Origin of the sequence: Aggregatimonas sangjinii (assembly GCF_005943945.1) — a bacterium.
Taxonomy (GTDB): domain Bacteria; phylum Bacteroidota; class Bacteroidia; order Flavobacteriales; family Flavobacteriaceae; genus Pelagihabitans; species Pelagihabitans sangjinii.
In genome coordinates this window covers 990733-1003794 of record NZ_CP040710.1, presented here as the reverse complement: position 1 = coordinate 1003794, position 13062 = coordinate 990733, and the positions used below count along the sequence as shown (strand labels likewise).

Annotated in this window: 10 protein-coding genes; 9 read left to right on the top strand and 1 reads right to left on the bottom strand. The window is 44.0% G+C overall.

All coding sequences use genetic code 11. The annotated features are described in order from the left end of the window. Positions 1–31: 31 nt before the first annotated feature. Positions 32–616, top strand: a complete 585-nt coding sequence (locus FGM00_RS04195) for a LicD family protein (protein ID WP_138851701.1) — start codon at positions 32–34, stop codon at positions 614–616. Between the two features lie 2 nt (positions 617–618). On the opposite strand, the gene FGM00_RS19900 is transcribed toward FGM00_RS04195, so the two are convergent. Then, on the bottom strand, positions 619–1227 hold the full coding sequence (locus FGM00_RS19900; RefSeq protein ID WP_236262901.1) for an adenylyltransferase/cytidyltransferase family protein: 609 nt from the start codon (positions 1225–1227) through the stop codon (positions 619–621). 162 nt (positions 1228–1389) lie between these two features. Between FGM00_RS19900 and FGM00_RS04185 the strand changes: the two genes are divergently transcribed. The 8 genes from FGM00_RS04185 to FGM00_RS04150 all read left to right on the top strand — a co-directional run bounded on the left by FGM00_RS04185 (position 1390) and on the right by FGM00_RS04150 (position 13043). Continuing rightward, positions 1390–1950 (top strand): L-threonylcarbamoyladenylate synthase, encoded by a 561-nt coding sequence (locus FGM00_RS04185; RefSeq protein ID WP_138851700.1) that lies wholly within the window; start codon positions 1390–1392, stop codon positions 1948–1950. 210 nt (positions 1951–2160) lie between these two features. Continuing rightward, positions 2161–3591, top strand: coding sequence for a CCA tRNA nucleotidyltransferase (locus tag FGM00_RS04180; protein WP_138851699.1), 1431 nt, complete (start codon positions 2161–2163; stop codon positions 3589–3591). 211 nt (positions 3592–3802) lie between these two features. Beyond that, positions 3803–7177 (top strand): gliding motility-associated C-terminal domain-containing protein, encoded by a 3375-nt coding sequence (locus tag FGM00_RS04175; protein ID WP_138851698.1) that lies wholly within the window; start codon positions 3803–3805, stop codon positions 7175–7177. A 36-nt stretch (positions 7178–7213) separates the two neighbouring features. Next, the gene (locus FGM00_RS04170) at positions 7214–8152 is read left to right on the top strand and encodes a PorP/SprF family type IX secretion system membrane protein (RefSeq protein ID WP_138851697.1); all 939 of its coding nucleotides are present in this window, start codon (positions 7214–7216) and stop codon (positions 8150–8152) included. A gap of 11 nt (positions 8153–8163) precedes the next feature. After that, entirely contained in the window at positions 8164–10098 is a 1935-nt protein-coding gene (locus tag FGM00_RS04165) for an OmpA family protein (protein WP_138851696.1), read from the top strand. Between the two features lie 120 nt (positions 10099–10218). Continuing rightward, positions 10219–11253, top strand: coding sequence for a COX15/CtaA family protein (locus tag FGM00_RS04160; protein WP_138854612.1), 1035 nt, complete (start codon positions 10219–10221; stop codon positions 11251–11253). 25 nt (positions 11254–11278) lie between these two features. Beyond that, positions 11279–11773, top strand: coding sequence for an IS1096 element passenger TnpR family protein (locus tag FGM00_RS04155; protein WP_138851695.1), 495 nt, complete (start codon positions 11279–11281; stop codon positions 11771–11773). Positions 11774–11984: 211 nt separating this feature from the next. After that, on the top strand, positions 11985–13043 hold the full coding sequence (locus FGM00_RS04150) for a nucleoid-associated protein (RefSeq protein ID WP_138851694.1): 1059 nt from the start codon (positions 11985–11987) through the stop codon (positions 13041–13043). Positions 13044–13062 lie beyond the last annotated feature (19 nt).

Genomic DNA, 13062 nt, shown 5'->3' with positions numbered 1-13062 from the left:
GGGGAATATCGGGTTACATTTAATTTTCAGTATGGCATATGATATAACGTTAGAGGGCAAGAATCTTCAAAATGCGGAAAGCCTATTGGCCAAGGCAACCACGATTTTTGAAAAGCATCAGGTCAACTATTGGCTCGAAGGCGGCACGCTCTTGGGCATTCGTCGCGAAAATAGGCTTCTGCCGTGGGATAATGATCTGGACATCTCGCTCCATGCAAGTGAGACCCCTAAACTAGCTTTGCTATTAAAGGAACTAAAAAGTCAAGGTTTTAGAATTCGCCATCGTCATTTCGAAACAACTAGCGATTTTTTCCGAAAAGGCGACCTCAGGATGATAAAAATAAGATCTAAGAAATTTTTTGGATTGCTAAAAGGTAAAGTTTGTTTGGATGTTTTCGTGAAGTATACCAAAGAAGAAAAAACGTATTGGGAAATCGATAAAAAAACCAAATACGTGCCGGCAAAATTTTACACCGGCTTTAAACACGTTCGTTTTAAAGATAAAGATTATCCCATACCAGAAAATACCGACGATTACCTTACCTATAGATACGGCGATTGGCAGACACCTGTAAAAGACTGGGACACCTCAACGGATGATAACGCTCTGGCGTAAACCTACCCTTGGTTCAATTTTAATGCCTCCCTGAGTATAGTGCTGCTCACATTTTTAGTATAGTCGAAGTATTCCATGGCACAGCTTACCTTCGGATATTTTCCCTTCCAATCACTACCGACCGAAATGGCGTCGATTCGATATTCATCTACGATACGTTGTTTGTTTTTATCTGTCTGCGCAATAACCTCATCTACCAACCCAATAGATTGAACAACTTTAACCCGTTCCTCGAAAGGAATTATAGGGCGTTTCCCCTTTTCCTTCTCGATAAGTTCATCCGTTGAAACCCCGACAATCAGATAATTACATAGTTCTTTTGATTTGACAAGAATATTCAAATGCCCGTAGTGAAAGATATCGAAACAGCCCGAAGTATACATTCTATTGTACTTCGAACTTTTTTCTATCTTAGCGATAAACCTATTCTGGTCTATTTGAAAAGTCCATCTTTCTTTAGGGAATTTCCCATATAGAAAACTTACCACTTGCGATACCTCATCGTCGGCTTCCCCATTCGGTACTATCATCTCAATACGATGTTGTGAAACCTCTTTTGTCTTCCACTTGGGAAACGCTTTTTGAAGAGTTGTCTCGGTAAGATCTATCATAATTTATCGGCTCAGATTTGGGCAAAACTACAAAATCATGCAACAATAAATCCCTTAAAGGCACATAAATGGAAAAAGACCGGAACGGTTTTATAAAAATAGCTGAAACTGGAATTACAATAGTTAGAAAAGCTATTTTTACTGATAAAACTTTTAAAGCTTATGCTCGAAGAGATAACAAAAGCAATTTCAGTATTGGAAAAAGGGGGACTTATCCTTTACCCCACCGATACTATTTGGGGCATTGGTTGTGATGCCACGAACGAGGAGGCCGTTCAAAAAATCTATTCCCTTAAGAAAAGGGCCGACAGTAAAGCACTATTGTGTTTGGTTGCCAACGACGCTATGTTGGAAAAATATGTGGATCATATTCCCGATGTGGCCTATGACCTTATCGACCTCAGTGAAAGGCCGATTACTATTATATATGACCAACCTAGGGGCATTGCCAAAAACCTCGTTGCCGAAGATAACACTTTAGGTATTCGTATAGCCTCAGACAAGTTCTGTCAGTATCTTATCAACAATTTTAAGAAACCACTGGTGTCTACCTCGGCCAATATTTCCGGGGAACCCACTCCCAAAAACTTCGGCCAAATCAGCGATACCATTTTAAAAGGTGTCGACTATGCCGTAGCTTTGTACCGCGATAAAGAGAACGGCGCGCCATCGTCAATTATTAAATTGAGCAGCGATGCCACGGTAAAAGTCATTCGAACCTAACTTCCGATTTTATGCTAGTGCCGTTGTGCGGGTCAGTATTCAGTTGTGTTTTATGGCTTTGCTGAAATGAAGACTAGGCATTTCGATGTGAAGATCAAATCTTACCGAAATCAGACATTTCATGACAAAATGGTAATTGTCAACTTATGATAAGAAAACTCCAATGGCCTGTTTCATAAAGGCGATTATCAAGAGAATTATTTAGAACATATGCGAATTCAGAATTACTCCAAAGCATTACAAAACCCTGTCTTTAAAATCATCGCCGAAGCTGCGACCGAATTGGATTTGGAATGTTATGTGATCGGTGGATACGTACGTGATTTCCTTCTCGAGCGAGGACAAGCAAAAGATATTGATATAGTCGCCGTGGGTAGTGGCATTTTGCTGGCCCAGAAAGTAGCGTCAAAGATGGAGGGTAAACCACAAGTCTCCATTTTCAAAAACTTTGGTACCGCCATGATCAAGTCCGGCGATGTAGAGGTTGAATTCGTCGGTGCAAGAAAAGAGAGTTACGACCGCGATAGTAGAAAGCCGATGGTCGAAAACGGGACTTTGGAAGACGATCAAAAACGAAGGGATTTTACGATAAACGCTTTAGCGCTTTCGTTGAATACAAGTAATTATGGGGATTTATTGGACCCCTTCGACGGCCTTGGGGATCTTGAACGAAAATTGATACGCACACCCTTGGCACCCGGTGTAACCTATTCTGATGATCCGTTGCGGATGATGCGCGCCATTCGTTTCGCGACCCAGTTGGGCTTTACCATTCAATTGCGATCACTTCAGGCGATTACAGAACATAAAGCTCGAATCAAGATCATTTCAAGCGAACGCATCGTTGACGAACTCCATAAGATCTTGGCGAGCAAGAAACCTTCAACCGGCTTTGCATTATTACATAAGACCGAGTTATTGCCCTATATTCTGCCCGAACTGGTCGCGTTGCAGGGCATTGAGGAAATAGAAGGGCAACGGCATAAAGACAATTTTTGGCACACTTTGGAGGTGGTGGATAACATCGCCCAAACCACCGATAACCTTTGGTTACGCTGGGCCGCTTTGCTACACGATATCGGTAAGGCACCGACCAAAAAATTCCATAAAAAAATAGGTTGGACGTTTCACGGCCATGAATTTGTTGGCTCAAAAATGGTGTATAAACTGTTCAAACGCCTACGCATGCCACTGAACGATAAGATGAAGTTCGTTCAAAAAATGGTGCTCATGAGTTCAAGACCTATCGTTTTGTCCGAAGATTCCACTACCGACTCCGCAGTGCGTAGGTTGGTATTCGATGCAGGTGATCATGTAGATGACCTGATGACTTTATGCGAGGCGGATATTACCACCAAAAACCCCAAAAAACAAAGACGATACAAGAATAACTTCCAACTGGTGCGCCAAAAGATCACCGAAGTAGAAGAACGGGACCAAATTCGTAATTTTCAGCCTCCGATTAGCGGTGCCGACATTATGAAAGCTTTTCAAATTGAGCCGTCCAAGAAAATCGGGATCATCAAAGAAGCCATTAAAGAAGCGATATTGGAAGGTGAAATACCTAATGAATATGCTGCGGCCAGAAAGTATATGATTGAAAAAGGTAGTGAATTGGGTCTCCAACTCAAGAAGAAATAATATTCCGTATTAAATAAGCAAAAATTCTTAATAAATTTGTACGATAAAATACATATATCTAAAATATAGTTGATTTCATCGAAAAATCAGCGTTGCATCCCCAATTTTCTGCTTTTACGGCTATAGATTTGTTAAAAAGTTACGAAATTGAAATCTGGTATATAATTCCGAATTATATAAACATACACTAACCCCTAATTCACTGTTTTATATGAAAAGCAAGACTACACGACCTCTTTTTCGATTAGGAGGCGGGATAGCATTTATCCTAATTCTAGTATTGAGCCTCGCTTCGGCCCAAGCCCAGGATTGTACTGTCGTAACTGCGGATGGTATTCAGGATACGGACATCCCGACGCATCAATGGAAAATTGAACTATACCAGGGATATTTTGGGGTTCAAGGAGTACTGACCGAACCTGGTTATATCAATGCCTATAATGAGTCTGAGGATCATGTCGCCGGCTCAACGGCTCTTGGCACCCCGATATTGAGGGAAGAGGCCTATACCGATTTGGCGGCACTTCCTTTTGCCTATGCCGATGAGAATATTCCGATTTCGGACAATCCTTTCGATTCCGCTGTTTTCGATTCACGCTCCGATATCGGCACTGGATTTGATCCGGTAGTGGCCAATGGTGGTTGGCAAATGATCATTTCAAGAACCGCCACGGCAGCTAACGAAATTACCATAGGATTGCCCGGGTCTTACATAGACGACCATGTAGAACTATTCATCGACGGGGTTTTGATAGATGATATCATCGGCTTTAGACCCAGCTTGGATGCTGCGGACGTTATCACCTACACTACGGCGCCAGGAGAAGAAATAGAAATAAGACTTACCAATCGCGAAGGTGTTGGTGGTTTTAATCTATACATCGATTCGCCAAGCTTAGATCGCGACAACAATGCCGTACCCGACGCCTGCCAGACCGATGATTTCGATTTGGACGGTGTGCCGGATAGCGCCGATCTCGACGATGATAACGATGGAATTTTAGATACTGATGAATGTGCCGGAAACACTTCGACCGCAAATATGACCGGCGATATTACGGACTCCGATACGGGAAATTATCCTCTGACCATAACTGGAAGCGGTGTAAGTGGTGGGCCTACCGCAGGAGGTGTTTTCTTGACCGACGTTAACCTAAGCACCACCTTGAATGGAGGGGATATTTACGACGGCTGCGAATTCGTGATTTTATCCGATGCCTTCGACGACGGGTTTCAAGCATTGGTCGATGGTACACAGGTACTGTATTTCGATCAATCGAATTGGGACAATACGTTTGGGGCGGCAACGACCGAATTCAATACCGGTGGTCTTTTCGACTCGGATGATAGCGGCCGGTGGACACCCTGGACAGGAGAGGGAAATCCGCAGCTTCTACTCCGAAGTAACGGAGAGGTTTCCCTGATGGTCGATACCAAGGCCGGCGTTCGCTTAAACGCCCTGCCCTATATGGATTCCTCCAGTGCCGGCTGGGTATTGAATACAAGTTTTAGTTTCGATTGCCTTTCCGGTGTGGATATTTCCGCTGGAAACGCCAATGACAATGGTGATGGCCAAGCGACCAATATTATTTTCACAGCCAATGTTTTCGTTTGCCCGGATGCCGATGGTGACGGTATCTCAAATGGGCGGGACAATGATTCCGACGAAGATGGATGCCCGGATGCATTGGAAGGTTCGGGGTCGTTCAACATCTCCGATGTGGATGCCAACGGCAGGTTTACCGGTAATGTGGATGCCGATGGAATTCCCATTCTTGCTGCCGGAGGACAAGCTACCACCGCCGCTGTGCTCGATGATACCGATAGTAGTGCGTGTCCTTTACCTCCGACGACCGATAACGACAATGACGGAATAGATGACGACGTAGACATTGACGATGATAATGATGGAATCCTTGATACTGTTGAAGGCACGGGAGATACTGATGGTGACGGTATTATAGATTCGTTGGATCTGGATAGCGATAATGATGGTATTCCAGATATTTTGGAAGCCGGTAGTGGAAACGACATGGATGGTGATGGCCAAGTAGACTACCCCACTCCCGGTGACCCGATGTCAATGATCGACACCAATAATGATGGGTTGGATGACGGTATTGCGGCCAACCCTTTACCCGACTTGGATTCCGATAACGATGGTTTGGTAGATCGATTGGATCTTGATGCCGATAACGACGGTATTGCCGATATCATCGAGGCTGGCGGCACGGATGCCAATGCAGACGGACAAGTAGATTATGCTACTCCCGGAGACCCTATGACCATGGTCGATGTTGACCAAGATGGTTTTATCGATACGATCGATACTAACGATAATACAACTGTTGGAGTTGGTGACGGTGGCACTGCACTACCAGACTTTGATAACGATGGGGATTTACGTGCGAACCGATTAGATCTTGATTCCGACAACGATGGGATTCATGATGTAATTGAATCTGGCGGAATTGATACTGATGGTAACGGATCCGCAGATGATGACGATGATAATGCGGATAATACGGGAAGCGATGGTATCCCGACTTCAGCGGGAGGTGGAAACACCCCAACGGACACTGGAGATGACGGAACAGCTGATTATTTAAATTTAGATAGCGATGGCGATGGCTGTAGTGATGCGAACGAGGCGTATGATAGTCCGGACGCCGACGGTGGTGATGGCGGACAATTTGGAACAGGAACGCCGGCCGCTGTTGACGGAAATGGCCTGGTTACGGCTGCTGCCTACGATACGGGAATAGTAGGGGAAGTTACCGATGCAACGGATGCTTCTGCTTGTGTCGTGCTGGATACCGATGGCGACGGGGTTCTCGACACCCAAGAGATTGCTGATGGCACCAATCCCGATGACCCATGCGATTTTGTTATTGCCAGTATTACCGTTGAACAGACAGGTGATTATATGGAGGCGGATTGCGACGGCGATGGCGTGCAAAATTGGGCGGAAATACGCGACAATACAAACCCCGAAGACCCATGCGACTTTATTCCTGAGAGTGTGTCGGTCGAACCTTCGGGAGACTATCTTATTTCCGATTGTGATGGCGATGGAGTGACCAACGGTACGGAGCTTTCAGATGGCACCGACCCTGCCGACCCTTGTGATTTCGATGCGAACAGCGTTTCATTGGAACAAACAGGCGCTTATTTGACCGCCGACTGCGATGGCGATACCATTACCAATGGTCAGGAAATCACGGACGGTACCGATCCCGATGATCCGTGTAGTTCACGTGGTGGCATACCTCCTTCGGGAACACCCTGCGATATCATTATAGACAATGACCTGGTAGGGCCTCAAGTAGATGCCGGTTTTTTCAGGATAAACAATATAGAGGCCTTTCCCAATAATACGGTTCGTATTTACAATCGCTGGGGAATTCTGGTGTATGAAACTACAGGCTACGATAATGGCGATAATAACTTCCGCGGATTTTCGGAAGGAAGAGCCACCATATCGGAAGACAAGGCACTTCCTGTAGGGGTGTACTTTTATGTAATCGATTTTATGAACAACGGGGCGAACGCAAGCCGGTCAGGCTACCTTTACGTCAACAGATAAACATTACCCATTTATATACTATACAAACACGATATCATGAAAAAATTATTTATAACAGTTCTATTGGTTATAGCATGTTTTGGAGGTGTGTTGGCACAACAAGATGCGCAGTACACACAATACATGTATAACACGATAACCGTTAATCCTGCGTACGCCGGGTCAAGAGGAGTGCTTAGTATCGTCGGGCTGCACAGGTCGCAATGGCTAGGCCTTGATGGCGCCCCGAGAACGCAGACGCTCAATTTTCATACCCCCGTCTCCGAACGTGTTGGTATCGGATTGTCGATCGTAAATGACGAAATAGGTAATGGAACGAATCAGGATACATATTTTGACGCTGCTTTTTCCTATACCATCCCTACCAGTGCCGAAGGAAAATTATCGTTTGGGGTAAAGGCGGGAGGTCATCTCTTGAATATCGATTTTAATAAGCTTGCCAACTATAGGGCGGAATTGAACACCACCGGCCTTGATAATATCGATAGGAAGTTTTCACCCAACATTGGTGCGGGTATCTATTATCATACCGACAGATTCTATGCGGGGCTTTCGGTACCGAACTTCTTAAAAACACAACACTTCGATGAAGCGGCCGGTAGCGCTTCTTTCCTAGCGGAAGAGCGCTTGAATATCTACTTGATTACCGGATACGTATTCGATCTCAATCCGAATTTGAAGTTCAAACCGGCAGCCTTGGTGAAAGCCGTAAGCGGAGCGCCCTTACAAATCGACCTCTCCGCTAATTTTATGCTGAACAACAAATTTACCCTAGGCGCTGCCTACCGATGGGATGCTGCCTTTAGCGCCCTGTTCGGTTTTCAGATATCCGATCAGTTCATGATAGGAGTTGCCTATGACAGGGAAATTACGGAACTTGGTAATTCGACCTTTAATGACGGCTCTTTTGAGGTAATGTTGCGATACGAGTTCCTTACGAGATACAAGAAAGTTATTACACCGCGATTCTTTTAAAAAATAACACGATGAACAAGAAACTATTATTATTCGCTATTAGTGGTATTTTAGCCATAGTATCGGCGAACGGTCAAGGTGGCACAGCTAAGAAAGCGGACAATCAATTCGACGATTACGCCTATGCCAATGCCATCGAAAATTACGAGCGTTTGGTCAAAGAAGGATACACCGATGAGGAAATCTACAAAAACTTGGGCGATGCCAACTATTTGAATGCCCGCTATGAGGATGCCTCGGCCTGGTACAGCAAACTTTTTATGGTCGAAGGGGTAACTGTTGATAGCGACTATATGTTCCGCTATGCCAATTCGTTAAAATCGACCATGGAGTATGAAGCATCAGACCTATGGATGCAACGCTACAGCGCAGCGAATTCTAACGAGGTACGTGCACGAATCTTTATGAGCAGTCCGGATTATCGCAGCCGAATCGAAGAGCAATCGGGAAGATATGATATTGAAAACCTCCCGTTCAATTCGGCCCAATCCGACTTTGCGCCGTCATTTAATGGCGAACAACTCGTTTTTTCTACCGCTAGGGATTCCGGTAGCGTCGTCAAGAGAATACATCAATGGAACAACAGGTCATTTTTAAATCTGTATGCTACGAATGCCTCTGCAAGTGGGGAATTTACTACTTCGGAAAAGTTATCGAATGGTCTCAATGCAAAAACCCATGAGTCATCTACCGCATTTACCACAGATGGTACGATGGTTTATTTTACGCGCAATAATTCTGAAAATGGAGGGTTCTCTCGAGATGATGAAGGCGTTAGTAGGTTAAAAATCTTTCGTGCCTTACTAAAGGATGGAAAATGGACCAATATATCGGAATTGCCCTTCAATGGAGACGATTTTTCATGTGCGCATCCAACGCTAAGCCCTAATGGCGATAAATTGTATTTCGCATCCGATATGCCGGGCACCATCGGGCAATCCGATATTTTCGTGGTCGATTTAAACAGTGATGGCACCATAGGTCCACCGATGAACCTTGGTGAAAAAATCAATACCGAAGGCAGGGAAACTTTTCCCTTTGTTACCGAGAAGAACGTACTCTATTTCTCATCTGACGGCCAACAAGGGCTGGGCGGGCTCGATGTGTTCGCTACCAAGCTTGAGGATACGGCCAATGCGTATGTTGTAAATGTAGGAAAACCAATAAACAGCGCTGATGACGATTTTGCATTCATAATAAAAGAGGGTAAAGGTTTCTTCTCCTCTAACCGGGATGGTGGCAAAGGAGAAGACGACATCTATGGGTTTACAGAGAACGAAAAGATAAATCTGGATTGCCAAACCGCCGTTACCGGTATCGTTAGAAATCGAGAATCGGGATCGCCTTTGGCCGGTGCCAAGGTCGCCATCTACAATGGGGATGTACAGGTTTCCGAAACGGTAAGCGAAAATGATGGTTCTTTTAGTTTGGAAGGCGATTGTAAAGAAGGGCAATACAAATTGGTGGCTTCCAAAGATGACTATAACGAAGGCGATGAAATATTCGCCGTTATTGGCGCTACCGACACCGAAGGAATCGATATCGCTTTGGAAAAATCGATTAAGAGAGCAGTTCCCGGCATTGATCTGGTTCAGTTTCTAAACCTTCGGCCTGTGTATTTCGACTTGAATAAGGCCGAGATAAGGCCAGATGCCTCCAGAACCCTGTTAGCGGTAATCGAATACATCAAACAATTCCCAGATATAAGAATACAAGTGCAATCGCATACCGACAGTAAAGCAGGTGCAGCATACAATATGGCCCTATCTCAGAAAAGAGCCGAAAACACCGTTACCTACCTTTTGGCCAATGGGGTTCAAGAAGGTACGGTAACCGCTGAAGGTTTCGGGGAAACAAAATTGATAAACGACTGCACTACCCGCGAGAGTTGTCCTGATGAAAGACATCAAGAAAACCGAAGGTCTGAATTCGTTGTCATGGAATAGGACGGAGTACTTCAAAAAACACCAAGCCTTTCGCCTTCGCGAAAGGCTTTTTTATGTGCTAGAAAGCCATTTCAGTAAAAGATATGGTAATTTTGCAGTTGTCTAATGAACGAACTTTCCATGCAAAACTCCTTTCATAAAAGTGCCAAAATAACGTTGATCCTAGTCTATTTGGTTATCGCGGCCGGAGCCATCGTACGCATGACAGGAAGTGGTATGGGCTGTCCGGATTGGCCGAAGTGCTTTGGATACTATATTCCGCCGACCGAAGCATCACAATTGGAGTGGGCACCAAAGAAGGCATATGAAGAGGGCCAGGTAATTATTAGAAATGAATCGCTAAAGGTCGCCAAATCCGATTTTATATCCCCATTGCAATATGCCGATGAAAATTGGGAGCCGTATTCGAAACACGAATATGCTATCTTCAATCCTTGGCACACTTGGATCGAGTTTATCAATAGGCTTTTGGGGGCGTTGGCAGGTTTGGCCACATTAGTGTTGGCCTATATATCCTTAAGGTATTGGAAAAAGAACAGGGCAGTGACTATCCTATCCGTGCTGACAGTACTCGCTATGGGTTTTCAAGCGTGGTTGGGAGCTACAGTAGTCTATTCGGTTTTAGAACCGGTCAAGATTACCATTCATATGGTAATGGCCCTGGTAATCGTGGCCATGCTGCTCTATCTCATCCACCGGACAAAGGAAAGAAAAATCGAATCCAAAAAGAGCAACTCGATTTATTTGTGGCTTAGCTTGGCCGTCGGCATCACCTTGGTTCAGGTAATTTTGGGCACCCAGGTACGTCAATTTGTTGATGAACAAATAGACCTTGTCGGAGAGGTCGCGAAAGATCGTTGGCTTGAAAACCCTACCCTTCAGTTTTATGTGCACCGGTCGTTCTCTATCGCTGTAGTGCTGCTCAACGTATTCATCGCCTTTAAAATTCGCAAGGAAAATCTGGGCTTCACCAAAATCGATTGGGTGCTGGGTATTCTTCTTCTGGAGGTACTTAGTGGGGTCATCATGTACTATTTCGACTTTCCTTTTTCCAGTCAACCCGTACATCTTATTCTGGCCTCACTCCTTTTCGGAACGCAATTTTATTTGGTTTTGGAGGCACTACATGCCAAAAGAAGCCATAAAACTTTGTAACTTTGCCCCCACCCAATTTGGAAAAATGATCTATAAAATCAGGATAATTCTAGACGCCGAAGATGATGTCTTTAGGGATATTGAAATTGCCGAAAGCAGTTCGTTGGAAGAGCTGCACAATGCGATTACCCAGGCTTTCGGTTTTCTCGGTAACGAAATGGCCTCGTTCTATACATGCGATGATGACTGGAACCAAGATGAGGAAATCGCCCTGTTCGATATCAATGATGGTGACGGAAGTGCGCGATTGATGAACGAGACCTTCTTGGAGGATATCATGAGCGAGCAGAATCCGAAGCTTATCTATGTATATGACTTTTTAATTATGTGGACGTTCTTTGTCGAGCTAGCCGATATCGTTGAAAAGGAAGATGGCCGCGCCTATCCGAACCTACTTTTTAGTTTTGGGGAAATACCCGAGTCACCCCCAGAGAAAAATTTCGAGTCCGAACCCACGGTCGATTTTGACGATACCTTCGAGAATTATGATGATTTGGATTTTGATGAGAACTGGAATTAAAGTTTATACGTAATCCCAGAGCTTTCAAGCCACATGGAAAATGTATTGTCCATCCTTTTCAAACTTGCGAACTAAAAAAATGGACAACTTTTTAATCTTGAACTTTCCTCAGGCCCTGAAGTTCTAAACGTAATCATTTTACAAACCTAGATTTCCGCCCTTTAAACATGAAGTGCAGACGATGCGGAACTAAAAACAAAATAGCGAATTCATGATCAACCTTTACCCTACCCAAATCGAAAGTATCTCGTTGCACCGCGTTGGCAATAAGAATAAAAGTGAGGGTGTTTTCCTTTCCGAGGAGCCTTTTACACTCAATGACGAAACCAACGGACTCTTAAAAGAGTATTTTTTCAAACCGTTTCGTGAAAAAGAGGAAAACTATTTTAAATTGACGAACGAAATAGATGTTACCTTCAACGACATCCATAAAATCGTGTCCGGAATTTTTGATGACCCTTCTACACTGCACCTCAATTCGAAGAAAATAGCCACACACTTGTTCGAGCAGTCCAATCATCCACATATCAAAAGTGGAGAGGTCTATGTCGCGCATTTGACCAATGTCATGCTGGACAATACCAAAGTAGATGCCATAGGTATTTTCAAAAGCGAGTTGAAACATGATTTCCTGCAGTTGGAAGAAAAAGGGAACAACCTTGATATTATCGTTCAACAGGGTATTAACGTTAACAAACTCGATAAGGGGTGCCTAATTTTCAATGTCGAAAAGGAAGAGGGGTACAAAGTGCTCTCGATAGATAGCAATCGCTATGATGCAAAATATTGGCTCAACAACTTCCTAGGGGTAGATGCCTTGGCAGATGAAAATTTCTATACCAAAAACTATCTAAAATTCTGTCAGAACTTTGCGAAAGATGTCGTTCTCCCCGCTGAGGACAAGCAACAAGAAGTTTTGTTTATGAATAGAGCGGTTAACCATTTTGCAAAGAACGACGCATTCGAAGAAAGTTCGTTTTTGAACGAGGTAATTGAAAACCCAGAGCTGATTCCGGAATTCAAGCATTACAAGGTTGAAAAAGGACCAAAGTACAGTATTGAGGATGTTTCGAATTTCGATATCGCCAATAAAGCCGTCTCCGATGCCCGAAAAAAAATAAAGAACGTCATTAATCTCGACACGAATATTCAAATAAAGATGGATTTCATAAATCCTGAATCTGCTGAAAAATTTGTTGAAAAAGGCTGGGACGAAGAACGACAGATGTATTACTATCTGGTTTATTTCAACAAGGAAGAAAAAAGCTGATCCAACGAAGTCACCTATA